The 22,325-nt window shown below is 74.4% G+C and carries 19 protein-coding genes and 3 pseudogenes; 3 read left to right on the top strand and 19 right to left on the bottom strand.

The window, feature by feature from the left end; translation table 11 throughout:
• Positions 1–39: 39 nt before the first annotated feature.
• Together HUT06_RS33260 and HUT06_RS33265 are read left to right on the top strand one after the other, a co-directional pair.
• On the top strand, positions 40–1,191 hold the full coding sequence (locus HUT06_RS33260) for an RNA-guided endonuclease TnpB family protein (RefSeq protein ID WP_176199319.1): 1,152 nt from the start codon (positions 40–42) through the stop codon (positions 1,189–1,191).
• Positions 1,192–1,204: 13 nt separating this feature from the next.
• Positions 1,205–1,777, top strand: coding sequence for a glycoside hydrolase family 18 protein (locus HUT06_RS33265; protein WP_254715516.1), 573 nt, complete (start codon positions 1,205–1,207; stop codon positions 1,775–1,777).
• Between the two features lie 120 nt (positions 1,778–1,897).
• Here the strand turns inward: HUT06_RS33265 and HUT06_RS33270 are convergent, their stop codons facing one another.
• The 9 genes and pseudogenes from HUT06_RS33270 to HUT06_RS33305 all read right to left on the bottom strand — a co-directional run bounded on the left by HUT06_RS33270 (position 1,898) and on the right by HUT06_RS33305 (position 9,272).
• Positions 1,898–2,617 carry a hypothetical protein gene (locus HUT06_RS33270; protein ID WP_176199320.1) on the bottom strand — a complete coding sequence of 240 codons (720 nt, stop codon included), beginning with the start codon at positions 2,615–2,617 and terminating at the stop codon, positions 1,898–1,900.
• Positions 2,618–2,633: 16 nt separating this feature from the next.
• Entirely contained in the window at positions 2,634–3,926 is a 1,293-nt protein-coding gene (locus HUT06_RS33275) for an MCE family protein (protein WP_176199321.1), read from the bottom strand.
• Complete coding sequence (locus tag HUT06_RS33280) at positions 3,923–4,954, bottom strand: MlaD family protein (protein WP_176199322.1); 1,032 nt, start codon at positions 4,952–4,954, stop codon at positions 3,923–3,925. The genes HUT06_RS33275 and HUT06_RS33280 overlap by 4 nt, the downstream gene beginning before the upstream one ends.
• Positions 4,951–5,682 (bottom strand): MCE family protein, encoded by a 732-nt coding sequence (locus HUT06_RS33285; RefSeq protein ID WP_176199323.1) that lies wholly within the window; start codon positions 5,680–5,682, stop codon positions 4,951–4,953. The genes HUT06_RS33280 and HUT06_RS33285 overlap by 4 nt, the downstream gene beginning before the upstream one ends.
• 57 nt (positions 5,683–5,739) lie before the next feature.
• Positions 5,740–6,909, bottom strand: a pseudogene (locus HUT06_RS33290) (RNA-guided endonuclease InsQ/TnpB family protein); the annotation flags it as partial.
• A 3-nt stretch (positions 6,910–6,912) separates the two neighbouring features.
• A pseudogene (locus HUT06_RS45705) lies at positions 6,913–7,029 on the bottom strand (hypothetical protein); the annotation flags it as partial.
• Between the two features lie 68 nt (positions 7,030–7,097).
• Positions 7,098–7,832, bottom strand: a pseudogene (locus tag HUT06_RS33295) (MlaE family ABC transporter permease); the annotation flags it as partial.
• 233 nt (positions 7,833–8,065) lie between these two features.
• Complete coding sequence (locus HUT06_RS33300) at positions 8,066–8,716, bottom strand: nitroreductase family protein (protein ID WP_176199324.1); 651 nt, start codon at positions 8,714–8,716, stop codon at positions 8,066–8,068.
• 28 nt (positions 8,717–8,744) lie between these two features.
• A complete protein-coding gene (locus tag HUT06_RS33305; protein WP_176199325.1) occupies positions 8,745–9,272 on the bottom strand; it encodes a VOC family protein in 528 nt (175 codons plus the stop codon).
• Positions 9,273–9,375: 103 nt separating this feature from the next.
• Here HUT06_RS33305 and HUT06_RS33310 point away from each other — a divergent pair, with 103 nt between their 5' ends.
• Positions 9,376–10,650: an acyltransferase gene (locus HUT06_RS33310; protein WP_176199326.1), complete on the top strand. Its 1,275-nt coding sequence runs from the start codon at positions 9,376–9,378 to the stop codon at positions 10,648–10,650.
• Between the two features lie 42 nt (positions 10,651–10,692).
• On the opposite strand, the gene HUT06_RS33315 is transcribed toward HUT06_RS33310, so the two are convergent.
• The 10 genes from HUT06_RS33315 to HUT06_RS33360 are packed head-to-tail and all read right to left on the bottom strand — an operon-like array spanning position 10,693 to position 22,322.
• Entirely contained in the window at positions 10,693–11,385 is a 693-nt protein-coding gene (locus HUT06_RS33315) for a hypothetical protein (RefSeq protein WP_176199327.1), read from the bottom strand.
• Positions 11,386–11,419: 34 nt separating this feature from the next.
• Positions 11,420–12,544, bottom strand: coding sequence for a hypothetical protein (locus tag HUT06_RS33320; protein ID WP_176199328.1), 1,125 nt, complete (start codon positions 12,542–12,544; stop codon positions 11,420–11,422).
• Complete coding sequence (locus HUT06_RS33325) at positions 12,541–13,410, bottom strand: protein phosphatase 2C domain-containing protein (RefSeq protein WP_176199329.1); 870 nt, start codon at positions 13,408–13,410, stop codon at positions 12,541–12,543. Before HUT06_RS33325 ends, HUT06_RS33320 begins: the two co-directional genes overlap by 4 nt.
• A complete protein-coding gene (locus tag HUT06_RS33330) occupies positions 13,398–14,558 on the bottom strand; it encodes a hypothetical protein (protein ID WP_176199330.1) in 1,161 nt (386 codons plus the stop codon). Before HUT06_RS33330 ends, HUT06_RS33325 begins: the two co-directional genes overlap by 13 nt.
• Positions 14,559–14,563: 5 nt before the next feature.
• A complete protein-coding gene (locus tag HUT06_RS33335) occupies positions 14,564–16,774 on the bottom strand; it encodes a hypothetical protein (RefSeq protein ID WP_176199331.1) in 2,211 nt (736 codons plus the stop codon).
• Complete coding sequence (locus HUT06_RS33340) at positions 16,771–17,538, bottom strand: hypothetical protein (protein ID WP_176199332.1); 768 nt, start codon at positions 17,536–17,538, stop codon at positions 16,771–16,773. The genes HUT06_RS33335 and HUT06_RS33340 overlap by 4 nt, the downstream gene beginning before the upstream one ends.
• Positions 17,535–19,781 (bottom strand): hypothetical protein, encoded by a 2,247-nt coding sequence (locus tag HUT06_RS33345; protein ID WP_176199333.1) that lies wholly within the window; start codon positions 19,779–19,781, stop codon positions 17,535–17,537. The genes HUT06_RS33340 and HUT06_RS33345 overlap by 4 nt, the downstream gene beginning before the upstream one ends.
• On the bottom strand, positions 19,778–20,662 hold the full coding sequence (locus tag HUT06_RS45360) for a hypothetical protein (protein WP_176199334.1): 885 nt from the start codon (positions 20,660–20,662) through the stop codon (positions 19,778–19,780). Before HUT06_RS45360 ends, HUT06_RS33345 begins: the two co-directional genes overlap by 4 nt.
• Positions 20,659–21,525 carry a hypothetical protein gene (locus tag HUT06_RS33355; protein ID WP_176199335.1) on the bottom strand — a complete coding sequence of 289 codons (867 nt, stop codon included), beginning with the start codon at positions 21,523–21,525 and terminating at the stop codon, positions 20,659–20,661. Before HUT06_RS33355 ends, HUT06_RS45360 begins: the two co-directional genes overlap by 4 nt.
• Positions 21,522–22,322, bottom strand: coding sequence for a hypothetical protein (locus HUT06_RS33360; protein ID WP_176199336.1), 801 nt, complete (start codon positions 22,320–22,322; stop codon positions 21,522–21,524). Before HUT06_RS33360 ends, HUT06_RS33355 begins: the two co-directional genes overlap by 4 nt.
• Between the last annotated feature and the right edge of the window lie 3 nt (positions 22,323–22,325).

Below are 22,325 nucleotides of genomic sequence, written 5' to 3' on the forward strand. Positions count from 1 at the left end.
TATAGTAGTGATTCGAATACTTAATGCTACAGTTCCGGGGTGAAGCTAGTGGTGCAAGTGAAGCTGCTTGCCGACGCTGCCACCGAGCAGGCGTTGCGGGAGACGCTGAAGCTGTGCAACCGGGCCGCCTGCCACGCCGCCGCCCGTGCGCACGCCACCGGGATCAAGGGCAAGACCGCGCTGCAGCGGCTGGTGTACGGCGAGTTGAAGGCGATGGGGTTGTCGGCGCAGCCTGCGATCCACTGCGTCCGCAAAGTCGCGGGGGCCTACGCAACGCTCGCCCAGAACCTCAAGGCCGGACACTATGGGCCGCAGGGTTCGCGGCGCCGCGCCGCCGTGGAGGGCGGGCCGGTCCGGTTCCGCAAGGACGCCGCCCAGCCGTTCGACGACCGGTCCCTGTCCTGGCAGATCGACGCCCGCACCGTGAGCATCTGGACCGTGCACGGCAGACTCAAGAGCATCCCGTTCGCCTGCTCACCGGCGCAGGCGAAGATGCTGGCCGCCTGCCGGCAGGGGGAGTCGGACCTGGTGTGGCGCGGCGGGTGCTTCTACCTGTACGCCACCTGCGAGGTCCCCCCGGCCCTCGAGTACGTCCCGGACGGGTTCACGGGGGTGGACCTGGGCATCGTCAACATCGCCACCACATCCGACGGCACCGTCCACTCCGGCAACCAGGTGAACCGGGTCCGGCACCGCAACCGCCGACTCCGCACACGCCTGCAGAGCAAGGGCACCAAGTCGGCCAAGCGGCTGCTGCGTCACCTGTCCGGGCGCGAGGCCAGGTTCGCGGCCGACACCAACCACCGCATCTCCAAGCAGATCGTGACCGAGGCTCAACGCACCACGCACGGCATCGCCCTGGAGGATCTGGGTGGTATCCGGGCGCGGGTCCGGCTACGCAAGCCCCAGCGGGTCACCCTGCATTCCTGGAGTTTCGCCCAGCTCGGCGCGTTCATCGCCTACAAGGCCCAACGCGCCGGTGTCCCCGTGGAGTTCGTGGACCCGCGGCACACCTCGCAGCAGTGCTCGGCATGCGGCCACATCCACAAGCAGAACCGGCCCGACCAGGCCACCTTCCAGTGCACGTCGTGCGGCTTCGCTGAGCATGCCGACGTCAACGCAGCCCGCAACATCGCCGCACGCGGCACAGCGGGCTGGGCAGTGAGTCACGCTGCCGACGACGCGGCCTGACCCACCACAACCAGTGGCGGCGAAGAGCTGCAAGCTCGACCCCTTCGGGGCCGAGAAGCTGATCATCCAGGGCTACAACACGACAAGCGACAACTCCTGGGAGCACAACCGGACGGGCCACCAGGGCAACCTCTACACCGACACCGACGACCCGTACTCGTTCCACTTCAGCGTCGAGAACGCCGTCCAGCCCTACCTCGACGCGGGCGTCAACCCGCGCAAGCTGACCATCGGGCTCGCCTACTACGGGCGCGGCTGGCAGAACGTGACCGACGGCGGCAAGGGCGGCGAATGGCAGGACGCGAAGGGCGCGGCGCCCGGCCAGTTCCAGGAGGAGGCCGGCACCCGCGGCTACAGCAACCTGATCTCCAGCCTGCCCAACTGCAGGATCGTCCACGACGAGCAGGCGGTCGCGACGTCCTGCTACACCGGCGACAACGGGCAGTGGTGGTCGTTCGACGACGCCTGGTCCATCCAGAAGAAGACGGCGTGGCTGCGGAGCAAGAACCTGCTCGGCGCCATGATCTGGGAGATGTCCGGCGACCCGGGCGTCCTGACGAAGGCCCTCGACGACGGCCTGAAGTGAGGCCCGGCCCGACGGCCTGACCCGCATGGCCTGAACCGCATCCCGTCCCCGATCCCAGGGCCGGCGTCGCTGCCCCGCTCGCGGCGCCGGCCCTGTTCCATGCTCTGGAGCGGGAAGGGGTCAGTCGCTCGGCTTCGGTGTCGGGACGGCCTTCCCCGGGTCCTGCCGGTTGCCGTCCGGGTCGGTCATGCTCTCGTTCGCCGCGCCGACCGAGGTGACGTCGGTGACCTTCCACTCGCCGCCGCGCCGCACCAGCCGCATGTCGAGGTAGGACCCGAGGACCCGGCGGGTGCCCGCCGTGCTGTGCACCTCGGAGTCCATGACGACGACCGCCTTGGCCGTCCCCGACTCGACCTCGCCCAGGTACACGGTCCGGACGGTCGCCGTCGCGTCCGCCTTCAGCTTGCTGATGACGCCTTCGAGCCCGCCGGTGAAGGCCTCGTCGTAGGTCTTGGCGAAGTCGTCGGACGCCAGCGAGAGGACGTGGTTCCGGGCGTCCTGCAGCTTGGTGTGGTCGTAGCTGAGCAGCGCCTGCCCGAACTCGGCGGCGCTGGCCCTGACCTGCGCCCGGTCCGCGTCCCGCTGCGCCGCCTGGTCGGCCTGGTACCACTGCGTCCCGGCCGTGACGGCGGACCCGACGACCGCCACCGCGACCGTCGCCCGCACCAGCCACGCCTTCCCCGGCATCCGCAGCCGAGCCCGCCGCGCGGGCTCACCCGCGTCGGGCTCCTTCTTGACGGCCTCCGGCTCCGCAGCCTCGGTCTCCTCTGCCTCGGCCTCGGTGACCTCGGGGTCCTCGGTCTCGGCGGCGTCCTTCGGGCGGGTGCCGGTCTTGCTCACGGGGTCCTCCAGGGGCCTATCGGGAACGGCGGCGCAGGGCGACGCGGAGGGTGTTGAGGACGGCGACGACGGCGATGAGGCCGCCGAGCACGGGTGGCAGGAGGGGCAGCCAGCGGGTGTCCCGGTCCTGTCCGCCGACGTTCACCGGACGCAGGTCGCCGTCCGGGGACGTGCCCGCGGGCGCGCCGGCCCCGGCGTCGCCGCCGCCCGCCGCCGGGGTGGGCTTGACCTTCGAGGCGGCCTGCGCGCCGTCCGCCCCGCTCGCCTTGCAGAAGCTGAGGTTCGGCACCGCGGGCTTCGGCACCGGGCTGGTGTACTCGGTCGCCGCCTTGGCCGGTCCGGTGAGCGTGATGACGGGCGTGACCCGCAGGTACTTGCCGCTCGCGTCGGTCGCGGTGATGTCGGAGACGAGCGCCTGGAGCGTCGGGACGAGCCGCAGCACGTGGTTGATCTTCCGCTGGTTCGCGGGGGTCATCAGCGGCGCGGTGGGCGTCGCGGCGGCGGTGAGCAGGCAGTCCAGGCCGGGCCTGGCGTCCTGCAGCAGCGCGTGCAGGTTCTTCATGGCGCCGGGCCCCTTGGCGAGGACGCTGTCGAGGTCGCGGCTCGACCGCCGCAGCGACGCGGTGAGCAGCGCGAGGTCGTCCACGCCGGACGCGATGTCGCCGCGGTGCGCGGTGAGCGTCGCGGTGAGCCGGGTCAGCTCGCGGGCCAGCGCGTCCAGCGTGCCCGCGTCGGCGGCGAGGGTGCCGGTCAGCCGGTGCGCGTCGGAGACCAGGTCGTGCAGGTCGGTGCCGCGCCCTTCGAGGCCGGTGGCCAGTTCATGGACGAGCGTCCGGGTGTCGCGCGGGTCGACGGCGTCGAGGGTGCGGCTGAGGCCGGCGAACAGCTGCTTGTAGTCGGTGGTCCCGGCGGTGCGGGCGACCGGGATGTGGTCGCCGGCCTTCAGCGTCCGGGACCCGGCGGACGGGGACGCCGCCGGGGTCAGCTCGATGTACGGCTCGCCGATCGCCGACTTGCGCAGCACCCGCGCCCCCACGTCGGCGGGGATCCGCGCGTCCCGGTCGAGGTCGAGACCGACGGCGACGTGGTCACCGCGCAGCCGGACGGTCCCGACCTCGCCGACCCGGACGCCGAGGTGGGTGACCTCCAGGTCGCCGTGCAAGCCGGGCGAGGACGCGAAGTCGGCGGTGACGGTGAAGGGCCGTTCGAGCGCCTCGATGTGGATGACGCTGCGGACCGCCCAGACGGCGAGGGCCACGCCGAGCACGGCGAAGAACACGAGGTTGACGGCGACGCGGGGATATCTCATGGGCGCGGCCCCAGCAATCCTTGGAGGTCCTGCCGTTTCCCGGCCGTCCCGGACGTCCCCGCCTTACCGACCGCTCCGGTCGCGGCGGCGCCGGGGTGCGGCAGGAAGCCCTTGATCCACAGGAACAGCAGGGCCTGCCCGCTGGACGACACCGACGGCCCGTTCAGGAAGTTCAGCACGGTCCCGGCGAGGGCCTTCAGCTCGTCGCGCCCGCGCAGCGCGGCGGCGAGCAGCTGGTCCGCGCGCTTCAGCAGCGCCGCGAGCCGCGCGGCATGCCGCTTCTGCACCTTGGCGTTGACGGAGGTGGCGAGCTTCAGCAGCGCCTGGATGGTGCGCTTGAGGTTGTCGCGGTCGTCCTGGAGCCGCCGGGTGGCGAGTTCGACGTTGCCGGGCAGCCGGTCGAGGTCCTTGGAGCCCTTGCTGAGGGAGCGTCCGAGCCGCCCGAGGGAGTCGAGGGCGCGGCCGAGGTCGGCGCTGGCGGCGGCGTACTGGTCGCCGACGTCGGCGGCGCGTGAGATGAGCGTGTTGAGCTTCGCCCCCTTGCCGCCGAGCGCGGTCGCGGACTCGGCGCTGATGGTCGCGATGTCCTGGCCGCCGAGGGCGGCGAGCAGCGGCCCGACCTTCTCGCTGATCTGCTCCAGGTCGGGCTGGACGCCGGTGTTCCCGATCGTGGCGCCGGACGCCAGGAACGGGCCGCCGTCCAGCCGCGCCCCGGCGGGCAGGTCGAGCCGCACGTAGTTCTCGCCGAGCAGCGACGACTTGGCGATCGTCGCCGTCGTCCCGGACGGGACGCGCTTGCGCAGCGACATGGTGACGCGGGCGCGGTAGCCGTCCAGCCGGATGCCGGTCACGGTGCCGACGCGGATGTCGGCGACCTGGACGCTGTGCCCGACGACGAGGCTCTGCACGTCCTCGAACGTGGCGTTGAGGGTCACGTCGCCGCGCGGCGCGCCGATGGTCTGCAGCGAGCAGCCCCCGGCGGCGACGACCAGGGCGCACGCCAGGAGGCACGTCACGAACGTTCTCATCCCCGGCCTCCCGGCGGTGGCTGGCAGTCGGCGAGCGCCGGCTGGCCTTCGAGGCACGGGATGTTCCCCCAGCCCATCGCGGTGAAGAGCGGCTGGAGCCAGGCCCGCACGGTGCCGTGCACGACGAGCCGGATGGTCGCGACGTGGTTGCGCCGGTCCCATGCCTGGACGGCGACGTCGGCGAACCGGCCGAGGCTGTCGATGGCCTGGGTGAGGCCGCCGACGTTGCCCTTGAGGCTGAGCACGATGTTGGACAGGTCCGCGACCGTGGACGGCAGCGTCTCCCGGTAGGCGGTGATCAGCACGTCGCTCTTGCGGATCGCCGCGGCGAGCCCGGCCACGAAGTCGCGCAGCCGCGTACGCTCGTCGGCGAGCGTGCGGCTGGTGGTGGAGAACGACCGCAGCAGGTCCGACAGCTTGCGGTCGCGCCCGTTCAGGTCGGCGGCGAGGCTGTGCAGCCCCTTCGCCAGCGACGCGATCTTCCGGTCCTGCGCGGCGAGGTCGCCGGTCAGCTCGGAGGTGTTGTGCAGGGCGTCGTTGATGCCCTGCCCGCGCCCGCGCACGGACCCGGCCGCGCGGTGGATCGCGGGCCCGAGCGCGTCCGCGTCGATCGAGTCGTTGAGCTTGGCGAACGCGGCGAGCGCGTCGTCGATCTCCACCGGCAGCTCGGTGCGCTCCTGCGGGACGACCGTCCCGGGCCCGGCCTCCGGCATGCCGGGCTTCCACACCGGGTGCAGGCTGTTGACGTCCTCCCCCGCCTGAAGGCGGGGATTCCAACCCGTCCCCTATATGGAGAGGAGAGTGGGTTGGGGTTCGCGGTTCACCGGCCCGCCTGACGGCGTGCCTCCCCGCGCGGCCACCGTGCGTCCCACGGCGGTGTCTCGGATGGTGCAGTCGGTGTCTTTCATGGCGGTGTCTTTGATGTTGCGGGCGGCGTTGACGTCGGCGTTGGCCAGGTGCCCGCAGGCAACGCACCGGAACACCGCTTGGCTCTCGCGGTTGTCCCGGGCGCGGTGCCCGCACGCGTTGCAGGTCTGCGAGGTGTACGCCGGGTCGACCCGGACCACCCGCCCCGGCGCCTTCTGCTCCAACCGGGTGACCAGTTGTCCCCAGCCGTTGGCCAGGATGCCCCGATTGAGCCCGGCCTTCTGCCGGACGCCCGCGCCGGGGGCGTCGATGGTTCCCTTGGCGGACCGGGTCATCCCGGCGATGTCCAGGTCCTCGACCGCGATGACGTCGAACCGGCGTGCCAGATCCGTCGAGGTCTTCTCCACCCAGTCCTTACGGCGGTCGGCCTCACGCGCTTTCAGCCGGGCGACGGCGGCCTTGAGCCGGGCACGCCGGTTCGACCCCCGGCACGCGCGGGCCAGGCCCCGCAGCAACCGCTTCAACCGCTCGGCCTCACCCGGCGTCAAACCCGGCACGGTGCTCGTCTCACCGGTGGACAGCGCAGCCGACACCGCCACACCCCGATCGACACCGACCGCCGCACCATTGCCCGGTGCGGGAACGGGGTCGGGGATGGCGGCGAACGCGACATGCCAACGTCCGGCGCGGTCGCGGATCACCCGGAACGACCTCACCCCCGGCGGGACGGGACGGGACCAGCGGAACCGCACCCACCCCACCTTCGGCACCCGCACCTCACCCATGCGACGCGACAACCGCCGCACCTCCCACGCCCGACCCCGCGCCCCGACAATCCGGAACCCCTCGTGCAGTCCGGCCTTGCGCCAGGTGGGGCGCCGATGCGTACCGGCGAAGAAGTTCCCCATCGCCTGCGCGAAGTCTCTGAGCGCCTGCTGCTGCACCGTCTGCGACCCCGCCGCCAGCCACGAATTCGCGGCGCGGGCCTCGGTGAGCTGCCGGGCCTGCGCGACATATCCCGGAGCCGGGCCGCGCTGCGGCGTCCACCAGGAGTGCTGTTCAACGGCCAGGTTCCAGACGTACCGGGCGTGCGAGCAATGCTCCAGCAGCCCCGCCTCCTGCGCAGGGGTCGGACACAACCGGTACCGGGACACACCCCGCAACCTACCGACCACCACCGACAAAACCAGGAGACCACAGCACCGCATCGTGCCGCGCTTCCTCCCCGCCCTGAAGGACGGGATCTCCACACTGCAGGTATCCGATGAACGACGCGGCCGACGCCGACCGGGCTGGCCGCGCAGCTCATCCCCATGTAGCAGGCGACCACGGCCGCGATGACGCCGAACAGCCAGGACTTCAGCAGCGTCACCACCAGGTCGGACGTCTGGAGCAGCGACACCGCGCCGTCGAAGTAGGCGCCGGGCGTGACGTCCTGGAGCAGCACGTTGAACACGAACCCGCCGGCCGCGCCCGCGACGATGACGAGCGAGGCGAGCAGCGTGGAGACCAGGCTCGCCGCCCACAGCCGGGGCGTGACGAGCCGGTGCACCGGGTTGACCGCCATCGCCTCCATCGCCGACAGCTCGTCCCGGATGCGGCGGGCGCCCATGTCGGCGGTCATCGCCGACCCGCCCGCGCCCGCGATGATCAGCGCGGCGGCGATCGGCGCGACCTCGCGGACCAGCCCGACGACGACCGCGCCGCCGGTCGCGGACTGGGCGCCGAGCTGCGCGGCGAGCTGCCCGACCTGGAGCGCGACCGTCGCGCCGAGCGGCAGCGACACGAGGATCACCGGGATGCTGGTGACCCGGGCGAGGAACCACGCCTGCTCGGCGAACTCCCAGGCCCAGGCGCGCACGTCCCAGGTCCGGCGGACGGCCTCCAGGGCGATGACGAACAGCTCGCCGACCTCGCTCAGCAGGCCATGGACGCGGCCGTGGACGCGGCGGGGGACGCGGCGCGGCAGCCGGATGGCGGGCCGTGGAATGGCGGACAAGGCCGGTGTCACCTTCTCGTCGGGGGCGGGAGAGCCGGCAGGCCCCGCGTGCGTCTGGCGCGAAGACGTGGATCACGCGGGGCCGCCGGGGCCGGGGGGCACGTGCGCTCTCTCCTGTGCCACCGCACACTAGAACAACTATTGGCGGGGTGGCAATAGGCTATTGGCGCTCCGCCAATAAGAGTCCCGCCGACGGCCCGCCGGCGTCCCCGGAGGGCTCGCGCGGAAGGCTTACACCGGGGATGTCACCAGCGGTCGATGTGCAGGACCTCGTCCAGCGGGACGCGCGCGGCGGGACGGAACGTGTCGCCGGTGTAGAAGGCGGTCGGCAGCAGCGCGCCCTGCCGCACGTCCTCGGGGAGGCCGAGCACTTCGGCGACCTCCCGCTCGTACACCAGGTGCAGCGACGTCCAGGCGGTACCGAGGCCGCGGGCGCGCGCGGCGAGCGCGTAGTTCCACGCGGCCGGCAGCAGCGAGCCCCAGAGGCCCGCCTGGTTGCCGTCCGGCAGCCTGCCGCCCTCCACCCGCAGGCACGGGATCACCAGGACGGGCACGTCGCCCATGCGCTCGGCGAGGTGGGCGGCGCTGTCGCCGACGCGGCGCTGCACCTCGGCGCGGTCCGGGTCGTCCTTGTAGAGGGAGCCGGCCGACTCCTTCGACGCGGCGTAGGCGGCGAACGAGCGCCGGTAGTACTCGCCGATCGCCGCGCGCTGCCCGGCGTCGGTGACGACGATCCACTGCCAGCCCTGCCGGTTGCTGCCGCTCGGCGCCTGCAGCGCGACCTCCAGGCACTCGCGGACCAGGTCGAGCGGCACGGGCCGGTCGAGGTCGAGGCGCTTGCGCACGGTGCGGGTGGTGGTGAGCAGTTCGTCAGGGCCCAGCGGCAGTGTCGTCATGCGCCCATCGTGCCCCAGCCGTCTGGCGTCACTCGGTGTCGACCACCGGGTTCAGGAACACCTCCTTGGCCTCCTGCGGGGTGAGGCCGGTGCGGCCGGTGAGGTCGTTGCGCGGGTCGGTGAAGCGGAACCGGTAGCCGCGCGGCGGCAGGTGGCCGATCTCCCACCAGTTGCCGTCGAGGTCCTTGAGGTAGAACGAGTAGACGCCGTGCTGGCGGACGGGCTTGTTCAGCTCCTTCACACCGTAGTCGCCGCTCACCTCCGCGATGCGCGCGTACGCCGCGTCCACGTCCTCGTCGCTGCCGACGTCGATCCCGTTGTGGTAGAGCAGCGGCATGTCGGGCCGGTCCGGCCTGGACTCCACGCACACGTACGCGTGGTCGCCGCCGAGCCGGATGTAGAGCGCCGCCATCATCGGCTGGACGACTTCCAGCCCGAGCACTTCCTCGTAGAAACGGCGCGTCGCCGCCACATCGGTGATCTTGAGCGTGCCATGGGACAGGAAACGGGACTTGATCAGCGGTTCCCTGGTCGAGCGGTGCGTGATCGCGGGCATGAATCGCTCCCTTTCGGCGCCCTTGGCGGACGCGGCGGCCACCGTACTCACCTATTTCACGGCAAATAACCGTTTTAGGGAAGCTAACGACTACCCTGTCCCAATGGTCGTCACTTCCGGCGTTTCCTCCGCTACGTCCAGGCTTGGGTGGCTTGATGCGCTGCGCGGCGGGGCGGCCCTGGCGGTGGCGCTGCACCACGCGAGCTATGTGTACCTCCCCGCACTACGGGTGCGGCTGGCCGACTGGTTCGACCCCGGCCTGTTCGGCGTGCTCGTCTTCTTCCTCGTCAGCGGGTACATCGTCCCGGCGTCGCTGGAGCGGCGCGGCAGCGTCCGGGGGTTCTGGATCGGCCGCTTCTTCCGCATCTACCCGCTGCTCGCGGTGACCTGTCTGCTCGCCGTCCTGCCGTTCCTGCTGGGCGTGCTCGGGCTGCGCGCCGGGCTGGAGCAGTACTCCCCCGCGACCGCGATCGTGGCGCACCTGACGATGCTGCAGGACCTGCTGGACGTCCCCAACGCGATGAACGTGCTGTGGACGCTCTCCTACGAGATGGCCTTCTACCTGCTGATCGTCGCGCTGTTCGTGGTGGGCCGGCACCGCGGCTCCGCGCAGGCAGCCGTCGTCCTCACGGTGGTGGCGCTGGTCGCCGTCACGCTGACGGCGGGCGGCCTGCTGACCGGCGCGTACGCGCCCGCGGCCCTGCTGTCGCGCACCGCCGGGACCGGCCCGGTCGTCGCGGTGACCGCCGCCGCCCTGCTGGTGGCGATCGCGGCGGCGGTGTCGCGGCGGGCCACCGCCCGCACCCTGGGCGGGCTCCTCGGCGGGCTCGTCGCCCTCGTGCTGGTCTCCGCGAACGGCCGCGTCAGCGCGTGGGAGAGCCTCATCCTGCTCGCCACCATGTTCGCCGGCACCGCCGTCCACCGCGCCGAGCACGGCCAGATCACCTGGCGCGCGGGCGCCGCGGCGGGCGGCGCCGTCCTCGCGGGCGCGCTCGCCGCCGGGCTGTGGAGCGCCGCCCCCTACGGCCCGAACGCCCAGCTCGTCTGGGGCGGCGCGGTGGTGGCCGCCGCCCTGACGTTCGCGGCGGCGTGGCGGCTGCGGCACCACCGCTTCCCCGCCTGGGCGACCGGCCTCGGCACCATCAGCTTCTCCCTCTACCTGCTGCACCCGCTGCTGCTGATGGTCGCGGCGCAGTTCCTCGGCGCGTCCGAGCGCGAGGACGCCGTCGGCCTGTCGGTGTTCCTACTGGTCCTGGTGGCGGCCAGCTGGGCGTCCCACCGCTGGATCGAGTCCCCCGCCCAGCGCCTCGGCCGCCGCCTCGCCCGCGCCACCGCCGCCCCGGAGAAGGCGGCGCTGCCGCAGGCCGCCGTGTCCTGAGCCGACCCGTGTCCTGAGCGGCCCGTGTCGCCAGCGGGCCGGTCACTGCTCGACGTAGTCCTCCGACATGGCGCGGTACCCGGCGACGTCGTCCGGCAGCCGCAACTCGCGGGCCTGCATGGACGCGACCATGGTGCCCAGCATCGCGTTCATCGCCTCCGGCAGCGCCCGCGCGGGGTCGCCGAGGGCCGGGTCCGCCATGTACGTCTCGACGGTCGACATGCCGCGCAGGACGTCCTCGACGGCGTCCCCGAAACCGAACGAGATGATCCGGGCGTGCCGCCGCCACTCCGGGTCGACGAGCGCCCGGTGCGGCTCCCGCCACGCCGTGTCCGGGCGGTCCGTCGGCGCGCCGTCGGTCAGCAGGAACACCACCGGCCGCAGCACGCTGTAGCCCTTCTCCTGCAGCAGCGGGACATCGATGTCGATCCGGTCGCGCAGCAGCTGGAACAGCGGGCCGAAGTTGGTGCCGCCGTGGCAGCGCAGCACCGGCATCTGCCGCATCCGCTTCAGGTGCGTCATCCGCACGACGACGTTCGGCGCGGACGAGAACGTGACGACCGACAGGTGCACGAACTCGTCGACGCGCGGATTCAGGTACAGCTCCTTGATAATTTTGGCGAGGGTCTCGTTCAGCAGGGCCTCGTGAATCTGCATCGACTTGGAGACGTCGAGCGCGATATAGGTCGGCAGGCCCTTGTCTCGGCCGCCCTGCGCGTCCGTTCGCTCGGTCATTTTCGGATGTCCTCCTCATGGTCGATTCGATGTGTCAGAAAAGGGCGGACGCGAGGCCCGCCAGCGCGAGCACGGCCAGCACGCCCAGGCACGCGACGATCAGCGGCACGACGTAGCGGTCGAGGCCGCCGACCGCCGGGCCGGCGGCGTCCCGCTCGAACGGGTCGTCCTCGATGCGCGACCGAACCGGCGGCCGGGCGGGCGCGGCGGCGGGTCGCGGCGGCTCGGGCTTCTGCTGCGGCGCCGCAGGTGCGGGGCGCGGTGCGGGGGGCGGCGCGCGACGGGCGTCCAGCTCGCTCTCCAGCAGCTCCAGCAGCTCCGCGGAGCTGGGCCGCAGGTCGGGCGGGTCGTCGATCGCGCATTTCAGGGCGTCCCCGAACGGCCCCGCGCGCAGCGGCCCGCCGAGGGCGTCGAGGGCCGGGTGCGGGTCCTGGCCGCGCACCCCGGTCAGCGCGCGCAGCACCGCCACCGCGATCTTGTACCGGTCGGTGCGGACGGTGAGCCGCTCCCCCGGCCGCACGGCGGGGTCGTCCCAGGAGTTGCACTCGACCCACGAGCGCGACGACAGGCCGCAGCCGTCCATGTCGATGAGGAAGACGCCGCCCGTCCCGCGCGCCCAGAACAGGTTCGCGTACGACCAGTCGCCGTAGACGACGTCGCGGCGCTCCAGCACCGCGCCGACCCGCAGCATGTTGCGCGCGACGCGGACCCGCTCCCGCCGGGCGGGGACGGCCATGTCGCGCGCCTCGTAGAACTCGCGGTCGGCCTGGACGAGCTGGTCCAGGCTGAGCGGCATCGGGTCGGACGCCCCGAACGGCGTGCGGACCCGGACGAAGAACTCCGCCGGCGCCTTCGCGATCACGACCCCGACCGTCCGCCCGCCGGACTCGACGCGGCTGACCGGCCAGCAGGTCGCCGCGTCCACCACGGCGCGCTCGGCGGGGCTCATCGCGGCCGGCAGCGCGATCAGCCGGTCGAGCACCTCGGGCGGCTCCTCGGGGAAGCCGGGCTTGTAGCGCTTGACGAGCCAGCCGGGGTGGGCGGCGCACTCGTACACCATCGCGGACTGGCCGTTCTCCCCGGCGACGCGGGCGCCCTCGGCGGCCACGTCCGGCAGCTGCGTGACCGGCGCGAACGGCCGGTCCGACCACGCCCTCACCGGTCGCACCAGATCACGACGGCGGTGCGGTCGTCGAGCCGCCCGCGGGCGTCGTAGCCGACGTCGGCGACGAACGAGGCGACGTGCGGCGGCCCGGCCCAGCGCTCGGCGAACCACGGCGCGGCCCCGCCGGCGAGCACGTCCCCGATCCCGTCGGTCGCGAGCGCCAGCACCGCGCCGCGCGGCACCGCGACGCGGGCCGTCCGCGTCCGGCCGGGGTGGAAGGGCAGGAACTCGGTCAGCACGTCCTGGTCGGGGCCCTCCTTGTCGGTGCCGGTGAGCCGCGTCCAGCCGGCCTCGGTGCGCAGCCACGCGCTCACGTCCGCGAGCCACGACAGCCAGACCGCGCGGGTCCCGTCGGGCGCGGGCTCCACCGGCACGGCGGCGGCGAGCGCCGCGGCGCGCACGTCGTTCTCCGTCACCTTCTGCTGGGCGGCCATGCCGGACATCTGCCGGGCCGCGTCCAGGAACAGGGCGGGCCCGTCCGGGTCGGCGCCGCGGCCGAGGCCGGCGCGCAGCCCCGCGACGAGCGCGGTGGCCGCGACGTTCGCGCCGAGGTGGGACCGGCTGCTGTCGGACATGCCGTCGGCGACGGCCGCCAGCAGGAACCGGCGGCCCGGGTCGCGGCCGAGCCGGTAGGCGTCCTGCCGGTGCTGGGCGGGCTCGGCGCAGCGGTGCCCCGGCCCGACCAGCGACGCGGCCCGGACGGTCAGCGCCCCGACGGTGACCGCGTCGGCGGCGATGCCGGAGATGGCGGGCTCGTCCGGCAGCCGCCACGGCATCCGGGACTGCCGGGCGCCGGCGCCGGCCGGGCGCGGGAAGTCCATCTCCGGGGGCGCCGGGCGCAGGCGGCTCAGGAGTCCCACGGCATCGGCCTCCAGGACTCCACCCCGTCCTCGGAGCGGCCGCGCAGCTGCTCGGGCATGACGTCCTCGTCCGGCTCGCCCGGCCCGCCCGGCCGCTCGGGTTCGCGGGCGGTCTCCCCGGCGATCGCCGCGGCCTCCGGAAGGGGCGCCAGCGGGACGTCCCGGGTGCCGAACAGGTCGGTGCGGCCCTCCGGCTGCAGGACCCCGGTCATCGGGCCGAGCAGCCGCTCCAGCATCTCGTTGACCTGCGCCGGACGGATGATCTTCTCCTCGACCGCCTTGTTGTACAGCTCGATGACCCGCTCCTCCTTGAGCTGCTCGTGCTGGCGCATGTCGGCGATGAGGCTGCCGACGCGGTTCGGGTCCTGCGCCAGGTAGCGCAGGAACAGGTCGGAGCTGGTGCGGATGGACCGGCGCAGGTCGTCGACCTCGTCGCTCGTGAGGCGCCGCTCGTCCCGCGCGTCCTCGAAGCGCTCCTTGCGGCGCAGGGTGCGCTGGTCCGGGACGACCTGGACGTAGCAGCGGCGGACCCCGATGCCCTCCTCGTACGCGCGGGGCTCGGTGCGCAGCTGGTCGGCGACCGCGGCCTCCACCTCGGCGATCCGGTCGATCTCGAACCGGTGGCAGACGGTGCGGGCCACGTCGAGCAGCCGGGACCGCACGATGGCGGCGCCGTCGTCGAGCCCGCGCCGCACCACCGCGACCGGGTCGGTCACCGACCACTCCGCCTCGATCGTCAGCTCGAACCGGGCCAGCTCGGTGCGGCTCGGGAGCGAGGCGACGAAGGTGTCGCGGCGCAGCGTGGTATCCACCTCGACGCGCCACTCGTAGCGGGGGCCGCGCAGGCCCATCAGGCCGCGCGGCGGCGGCGCGGTCAGCTCGACCGACCGCGCGTCACGGTCGGAGTAGACGAAGGAGCGTCCGGGCTGCGCCGCCGCGCGCGGCGCCTCCCGGGCGGGCATCCTGCCCACGATGAGCGGCGCGGACCCCTCGGACGGCGTCGGCGCGAACCGCTCCGGGAACGACTCCGGGAGCGGCGGCTGCGCGGGCCGCGCGGGCTGCGGCGGGGGCTGCCGGAGCTCCCGCCGCGGCGGCTCCGCCGGGCCGCCGCCCTCCTGCCGCTCGCCGTCGTCCACATGGTCGGCCATCTTCGTCACCTTCCGTTCAGAGCGGTCAGTACGTCGCGGGCGCTGTTCGGCGCGTCGCCCTCGGCCCAGCCGCGGGCCGCGTACCGCAGCCACCCGGCGACCGTCCGGTCCGCCGCGATCGCCTGCGCGAGCCGCGCCAGGGTGCGGCGGACGACCGGCGCCTCGTCCGCCGCCCGCGCCCACTCGGCCAGGACGCCGTGGGCGTCCTCCTGGAGGACCGGGTCGTGCAGCGCCGCCCGCCAGAGCGCGGCGATGTCGCGCATCCGGCCGGCGTCGGCGGCGGCGACGTGCAGCAGGCCCGGCCACTCGAAGGCGTCGCCGGGCATCCGCCGGACGAGCTGCGCCGCCGCCACCAGGAACGCCAGCAGTCCGGTGATCTGGCGGTTCTCGTCGTCGCCCGCGGCCCAGTCCAGCAGCCGCCGGGGGACGTCCGCGCCGTCCCAGTGCGTCTCCCACAGCTCGGTGACGGACTCGCACACCGCCGCCGTGACGCGGATGGCGTCGTCGGCCGCGTGCCGGGCGAGCCAGTCGAGCGCGGCCGGGACGCCCCCGGCCTCCGCCTCCACCCGCCAGGCGCGGGCCGCGGCGGCGCGCGCCTCGACGTCCTCCTCCTGGTCGGCCCAGCCCTTCAGCAGGTCGCGCACGGTCTCGCGGAGCGCCGGCCGCTGCGTCACGGTCGCGTGCAGCGCGGCGGCGGCGACGGTCCGGTACCGGTGGTCGCGGTCGCAGGCCATCGGCTCGATCACGAAGGCGCGGACCAGGTCGAACGCGCGGGCGGCGAGGAACCCGAGCGCGACCGAGGTCCGGGTCCGGACGCTCTCCAGCGGGTGCTCGGCGCACCAGCGCAGCCACCGGAGCAGGTGCGGCCGCTGCTCGTCGAACTCGCTCCAGAAGTAGCCGAGCACCTTGCCCTGCGCGGCCGGGTCGAGGTAGCGGATCACCTGGGTGGGCGCGGTCGCCCCGTACCGGAGCCGCACCGTGGACGGGGCGGTCCTGGCGCCGAGCCTGTCGAGCCAGATCCGCCGGGTCGGCGCCAGCGGCGCGTCGAGCCGCCGCAGCGAGTCGCGGTGCGGCGCCCCGGTCTCCAGGTCGTCCTTGAGGCGCATGGCGGCGAGCGCGACCGTCTCGTAGGGCTCGCCGTTCAGCACCGCCGCCGCCACCGCCATGCACTGCAGGGAGAGGCTGTCGAGGCTCGCGAACCATTCGGCGCGCTGCTCCTCGTCACGCAGCCGGAGCGCCTGCTCGGCGGTGCGGGCGAGAGGCAGCGCGGCGCGGTGGGCGCTGTACAGCTCCAGCGCGACCGCGCGCGCGTGGCGCGGCTGGCCGTCCTGGCCGAGCTGGGCCTCCAGCAGTTCGGGCACGCCGTCCTCGGTGAGCAGCAGCCGCGCCCGGTCCTCTCCCAGCCACAGCTCCAGGTGGGCGCGGACGATCTCCCGGCGGTCGCGGACCCGGCCGAGGCGCAGCACCAGCTCGCCCGCGCTGGGGTCGGCGGGCGGCGCGTCGACCGTGACCACCAGCCGGGCGCCGGCGTCCTCCAGCAGCCGCGCGGTCTTGTCCAGGCAGAACCCGGTGAGGGCGTCGGGCCGGCGCGGCTCCCGGTAGAGGTATCCGGCGCCGCCGGTCAGGTCGGCGGGTGCGAGGTCGTCCAGCCCGATGGCGGGGTCGACGGCGTACAGGCCCGCCTGCGCGTCCTCCCCGGCTAGGACGCGCAGCAGCCGCCGCGCCGCCGCGAACCGGCCGGACCCGGCGGCGCCCTGGAGGATCACGATGCGGCGGTCGCGGGCGCGCCGGCACAGCTCGTCGAAGCCCTCGGGGGCGACGAAGGCCCGCTCGACCTCCTCGACGTGCTCGCGCGGCAGCGGCACGACCGTGCTGCGCCGCCCGCCGGGCGCGCCGAAGTTGTAGATGTGCTGGTCGCCCTGGACGTACCGGTCGGCGCGCACGAAACCCGACAGCGCGTCGCGCTCGGTGCCGACGCGGTCCTGGACGGTGCCGCGGCGGCCCTGCCCGTTGAGCACGTCGGTGCGGGACGGCTCCGGCTCGCCGCCCTCCTTGTCGTCGCCCGCGTCCCGGGGCTTCTGCTCGTCGTCGGCGGCCCCGTCCTTGGGGCGGTCTTTGGGCCGGTCTTTGGGCCGGTCCTTGGCGCGCTCCTTGGCGCGGTCCTTGCGCTCTTCGGGGTCGCCGGGGCCCCGCTCGTCCGGTGCCGGGTCGCTCATGGACGGCCTCCGTAGTAGTGCCGGTGCTGGTCACCGCGGATGTAGGTGCGCGCGTAGACCGTCTCGACGTGGACGGACCCCGGCGGCTGCGCGGACGGCGGCTCCCCCTCCCGTTCCGGTGGCGGAGCGCTCTCGCCGGCGGTGGCGGCCTCGGCGGCCTCGGCAGCCTCGTCCGGGAGGTCGAGGGTGTGCGGGTCGGGCCCGCCGGGAAGCCAGAGCCAGCCGTCGCCGTCGCGGTCGCCGTTCAGCCGGGCCACCCGGACCCGCCGCAGCTCCGCGGGTTCGAGCGACGTCATGCCCGCCTCGACCGACTCCCGGAAGACGAGCTCGGACACGATCACGCCGAGGTCGGCGTCCGCCCGGTCCAGCGCGGCGCGCAGCGGGTCGCAGTTGCACAGCCGCGTCACCGCCACCGGCGCCGTCCCGCTGAAGCCGTTGGCGACCTCGGTGGCCGGACCGTGGTGGATCGCCAGCCGCATCCGGGTCCGCGCCCGGTCGGCCGCCAGCCGGTTGCGGGCGCGCAGCTCCCCGTTCAGCTCGCGGACGAACCGGCCCGCGAGCACCTCGGCGGACACCTCGTGCGGGAGCACCATCAGCAGCCCGTCGCCGCTGCCCTGCTCCTTCCACGCCGCGGCGTCCAGCCCGCTGTGGCCGGCCGCCTCCCGCAGGGACTCCACGAGGTTGCGCTGGAGCAGCTCCTGGACGTTCTGCGGCGCGGCTCCGTAGCCCTGCAGATCGGCGGCCATGACCATGCGGTAGCTCATCGGACCTCCCCACTGCCGCCCGGCGCGACGACGACGCTGTAGACGGTCGTGCCGAGCCCGCGCAGGTGCTGGTCGAGCTTGCGGCCGTCGACGTCCAGCAGCCGGCCCACGGCATTGTCTGGATCATCACGCTCGTCCGGGTACGTCCGGATCACCGCGTCCACGGCGTGGTCGACCCGCTGGTGCAGCGGCTGGAGCCGGGCGCGGATCTGCGGCAGCGTCATGGTGTCGTCGGCCAGCATGTCCCCGATCCGGGACACGAACGCCCGCACGATGTCGTCGAGGAACGCCAGCGCCCCGCGCGCCCGCAGCGTCGGGCCGAAGACGAACTCGCCGATCGCCCCGTACCGGTCGCCGTGGGCCTCGGCGCGCGGCACGGAGACGCCGCGCGCGTCGGCGTCGAACCGGGTCCGCCAGAACTCCTGCACCCGGGCGTCGGCGATCGCGATGACCTGGAGCGCCTGCCGGCACAGCCGGTCCGCGGCGTCGAACCTGCCGCGCCGGTCGGGGTCGGTCCAGACCCGCGCCGCGCCCGCCGCCGTGTCCGCCCCGGGGGCGGGCGGCGGCGTGCGCAGCGCCGCGATCTCCCGGCGCATCTCGAAGAGCAGTTCGTACACCTCCTCCCGGTCGTTCGCCGCGAGGCGGGAGTGCAGCGTCGCCGCCAGGTCGTCGTGGAAGGTGTCGGAGTCCCAGTGCAGGACGCGGGTGAACGCCCGCCCGATCTCGTCGCCGAACGCGGCGGCCAGCGGCCCCGCCATCACGAGCACGACGTCGCGGGCGTGCGCGCCGCCGCGCGCCAGGGCGTCCGCCCGGCGCAGCAGCCGGCCCCGCTCGTCGGTGGACACCACCGGCCCGCTGACGATCAGCGCGCACTCCGCGCCGCCCCGCCGGGAGCGGGCCCACAGGTCAGGTCCCCGGTCCGGCTCCGGCCGGCGGACGCGCTCGACGTGGTACCCCAGTTCGATGCACCAGCCCGTCAGCTTGGTCCGCACATGGTCGGGCGTGTCCGGCGCGCACAGCGACCGGCTCGCGTCGCGGATCTGCCGGGGGCCGATCGAACCCGTGGCGGGGCGCCGCTCGTAGGCGTGGTGGCAGAGGGTGATGGTCCGCCGCGGATGCCCGTCGGTGATCCTCCACAGCTCCTGCACGGCCTCCTCGGTGAACGGGTGCGGGCCCCCGCCGCCGCCTCCGGGATGCCGCGCCTTGACGATGTACGCCGTGATCTCCTCGGTGGTGAGCCCGGACGGGACGATCCGCGTGACCACCCGGGCCCGGACGCCGTCCGGCAGCGCCTCCCAGAAGTCGAGCAGCCCGCAGACGACGAGCAGCGCCCCGGTCTCGGCGGCCCAGCCGGTCAGCTCCATCAGCGTCGCGGCCACCTCGGTGAGGCCGTCGCCGCCGCGCGGGCTGATCTGGTGCAGCTCGTCCAGGACGAGCGCCATCCGGCCGCCCGTCCACGCGCACAGCCTGGACAGCGCGCGCAGCGCCCGCAGCGCCCGGTCGTCCCGGTCGACGGGCGGGGTGTGCACGCCGCGGTCGGCGAGCAGCCGCGCGTCGCCCTCCGGCCGGTGCTCGACGCCGCACAGCCACCGCCAGGCCGCGGCGCCCGCCGCCGTGTGCCACACCAGGCCGAGGACGGTGGCCAGCTCCGCGTCGCCCTCGGCGATCACCGTGAGCCGCTCGTGCAGCCGGTGCATCTCGTCGACGGGCAGCTCGTCGGACGCGGCGGGCGGCGGCGCGTCCGGGTCCGTCCCGCTGCCGCGCCACAGCCCGCCGTACAGGTCCCGGACCATCTTCTCGACGGTGCCGAACAGCAGTACCCCGGCGGCGGTGTCGACCGGCCGGATCGGGCCGCCGGTGCCGGACCCGGGCGGTGCCAGCAGCCGCCGGTGCAGCGTGAGGACGGTGTCCCTCGGCTGCCCGGAGACGACCAGCAGGACGGGCCGGGCCGCCGCGCTGCGGACCAGCTCGGCCAGCAGCGTCCAGGCCAGGTGGCTCTTGCCGGTGCCGTACTCGCCGAGGATCGCCGCGACCCGCCCGGACGCGCCCGGGTCGCCGCGCCGGTCGGACCGGGCGGTGAGGAAGTCGACCGCGAGGCGCCGGACGTCGCGGACGGCGCCGGTCTCCACGTGCACGGTGACGCCGGTGCCGCCGAGCCGCACCTCCGGCACCTTCGGGAACGGGTTGGCCGCCCGGTCGCGGGGGCGGTCGCGGGGCTCGCCGCGCGGGCTCGGCCGGTTCACGGCGCACCGGTCCTGACAGCGGCCGCGAGGTAGTGGTGGACGGCGACGCGCGGCGCGCGCGACTCGATCGCGGCCTCGAACGCCCGATGGCAGAGCACGTTGAACCAGGTCAGGTTGTTCGGGCTGATGCTGGCGCGCTGCCGCGCCAGCGCCCGCAGCAGCACCGCCGGGTCGAGGTCGAGCAGCGCGCGCAGCCGCTCCGCGCCGCCCAGCCGGGCGCGCAGGAACGCCATCAGCTCCCGGTCGCTGAACGGCTCCAGCGGCACCGCCGTGACGAGCGGCGCGTCCGGGCTGCGCCCGATGCCCTCCCGCACCCGGTGCCAGTCGGCCTCCTCCCAGTACGGGAACTCGAAGACGTAGACGCTGCCGTTCGCCTCGGCCGCCGCCCGCGCGCAGCCGAGCACCCGCTCGGCGATGGCCGCCGGCCGCAGGCTGGGATCGGGGCGCGGGAGCCGGGCGGCGAAGCCGCGCCCGTCCAGCGCGCGGCCGAGGTCGCGGTGGGCCTCGACCGGGTCGGCGTCCCGCGCCTCCCGCAGCGCCGCGCGCAGCTCGCCGGGCAGCCCGGCGGCGGCGCGCATCACCGCCAGGCAGTCCGCCGGGCCGGCGACGTCGCCGGCCGGCCGCGCCGAGAGGTCGGCCGGCAGCCGGCCCGCCCGCTCGTAGTGGTGCAGGCAGCGGTGGGCCAGCACCGACTTGCCGAGGTGCGGGCGGCCGGCGATGAGCACCACCCCGCCGCCGGTCTCCGGGGGGTCGGGCCGGTCCGCGAAGGCGATGTAGCCGTCCCGCAGCTCGGGTCCGGGGCAGGACGGACCGTGCGGGCCCAGGTCGGGAGGCCGCGCCGGGAAGGGGTTGTCGGCCAGGGGAGCGGCGCCCTTGCTCATGCCGCCTCCTTCTTGATCCGCATGGCCTGGTCCATCAGGTGGTCCAGGGTGATCTCGGTGCTCTGCTCGGCGATGACCCGGTCGGCCGCCAGCCGCATGAGCCTGCGGAAGCTCGCGGGGGCCAGCAGGTCCGCGCCGAGGACGTACTTCAGGCACTTGGACATCCCGCTCTCCAGGGCGACCCGCGCGTGCGGCGAGGCGGCCATGACGCTCTGGACGTCGACCAGCAGCTCGCCCGGCGCGACCGGGTCCAGCACGCAGGCCCGCACCTTGGCGTCGCGGTGCCGTTCGACGTCGCTGCGCAGCCGGTCCCAGTCGTCCGGCCAGACGTTCGCGTTGTACTCGTAGACGAACACGTGGTTGCCCGGCCCGGCGGCCATCGCGTACTGGCAGATCTCCCAGGCGAGCCGGTCACCGGCGCCCGTCGGCCCCTGCATGATGCAGGGCAGCCGCACGACCAGCTTCCGGTCGGCGTGGCCCATCACCTTGCGCAGGCCGTCCGCCCACGCCGCGTCGTCGATCTCGGCGTCGGGGACCTCGCCGGGACGCAGCGCGCCGGTCTGGGCGCGCAGCTTGCCGAGCACCTTGCGGCGGCGGGCGAGGCATCCCTCGAACGGCCCCTCCGGCAGCAGCTCGATCGGGGTCAGGCCCTGCGCCTGGTACTCGTGCAGCAGCCGGTGCCCGTAGACCGACTTGCCGTGGCCGGACGGCCCGGCGACCAGCACGACGCTGCCCCGGACGTGGTCGAGCGGCAGGGGCGCCGGGGCGTTGGTGAACCGGACGAAGTCCTGGGGCTGGTAGGGGCAGTCGGAGTTGTCCCAGCAGGGCTCGAAGTCGCCGAAGTCGTCGTCGAACGGGTTCACGGCCGCCCCTCCGCCACCGGGACGGGCACGCCGCGGACCGCCCGCCGCAGCGCGCGCTCCAGCCGCCGGACCGCCTCCTCGCTCGCCGCCTTCTGGAACCCCGTGCCGACCAGGTCCTGGTGCGTCCGGTCCAGCAGGCGGTCCAGGTTCTGTCGGTCGGCGTCACGCAGCCCGGCGCGCAGGATCGCCGCGCCGAGTTCCACCCTGCGGCCTTCGAGTGCCGCCGCGTCCGGCGCGTGCTCCCAGGTGCGGGCGAGACGTACCTCCTGCGCCGCCTTGAGGTACTCCGCCGCCGCCGTGTTGAGCTGGTCGGCGAGGGTCTGGCGCCGCACGGAGCGGGCGGCGGACGCGGACGTCGCGGCGGTGAGCAGCCCGCCGAGGACGAGCGTGAACACCGGGTTGGTGAGGACGCGGCGCCACAGCGGCGGCCGGGGCGGCGGGTCCTGCAGCGCCTTCGCCCCGGTCAGCACGGCCAGCGGCGCGCACGCGCGCGCGAACCCGCCCGGGTCCTTGCGGCTCCACTCGTCGGCGGTGAGGGGCGCGCCGGGCCGCCCGCCGCGCATCGGCCGCACCGCCGTGCCGGTGCTGCCGGGCGCGGCCGCGCCGAGCCGGACCGCGACGCGCACCAGCTCCGCCCGCTGCCCGTCCGACAGGCAGTGCACCCGGCGCGCGTCCGCGCGGACCCGGTCGCCGGCGCCCGCCTCCCCCAGCTCACCGAGGAGGACGGCCGCGCCGAGCGCGGCGACCGCGCAGCCGGCGGCGAGCCGCCTCCAGTGCTCCCCGAACCATCCGGCCATCGG

It is taken from the genome of Actinomadura sp. NAK00032 (genome assembly GCF_013364275.1).
Lineage (GTDB): Bacteria > Actinomycetota > Actinomycetes > Streptosporangiales > Streptosporangiaceae > Spirillospora.

Excerpts from the sequence above, each read along its gene's own strand:
- HUT06_RS33315 (WP_176199327.1), bottom strand. The coding sequence starts at position 11,385 with ATGACCGAGCGAACGGACGCGCAGGGCGGCCGAGACAAGGGCCTGCCG.
- HUT06_RS33360 (WP_176199336.1), bottom strand. The coding sequence starts at position 22,322 with ATGGCCGGATGGTTCGGGGAGCACTGGAGGCGGCTCGCCGCCGGCTGC.
- HUT06_RS45360 (WP_176199334.1), bottom strand. The coding sequence starts at position 20,662 with ATGAGCAAGGGCGCCGCTCCCCTGGCCGACAACCCCTTCCCGGCGCGG.
- HUT06_RS33305 (WP_176199325.1), bottom strand. The coding sequence starts at position 9,272 with ATGCCCGCGATCACGCACCGCTCGACCAGGGAACCGCTGATCAAGTCC.
- HUT06_RS33310 (WP_176199326.1), top strand. The coding sequence starts at position 9,376 with ATGGTCGTCACTTCCGGCGTTTCCTCCGCTACGTCCAGGCTTGGGTGG.
- HUT06_RS33275 (WP_176199321.1), bottom strand. The coding sequence starts at position 3,926 with ATGAGATATCCCCGCGTCGCCGTCAACCTCGTGTTCTTCGCCGTGCTC.
- HUT06_RS33340 (WP_176199332.1), bottom strand. The coding sequence starts at position 17,538 with ATGAGCTACCGCATGGTCATGGCCGCCGATCTGCAGGGCTACGGAGCC.
- HUT06_RS33330 (WP_176199330.1), bottom strand. The coding sequence starts at position 14,558 with ATGGCCGACCATGTGGACGACGGCGAGCGGCAGGAGGGCGGCGGCCCG.
- HUT06_RS33280 (WP_176199322.1), bottom strand. The coding sequence starts at position 4,954 with ATGAGAACGTTCGTGACGTGCCTCCTGGCGTGCGCCCTGGTCGTCGCC.
- HUT06_RS33300 (WP_176199324.1), bottom strand. The coding sequence starts at position 8,716 with ATGACGACACTGCCGCTGGGCCCTGACGAACTGCTCACCACCACCCGC.
- HUT06_RS33335 (WP_176199331.1), bottom strand. The coding sequence starts at position 16,774 with ATGAGCGACCCGGCACCGGACGAGCGGGGCCCCGGCGACCCCGAAGAG.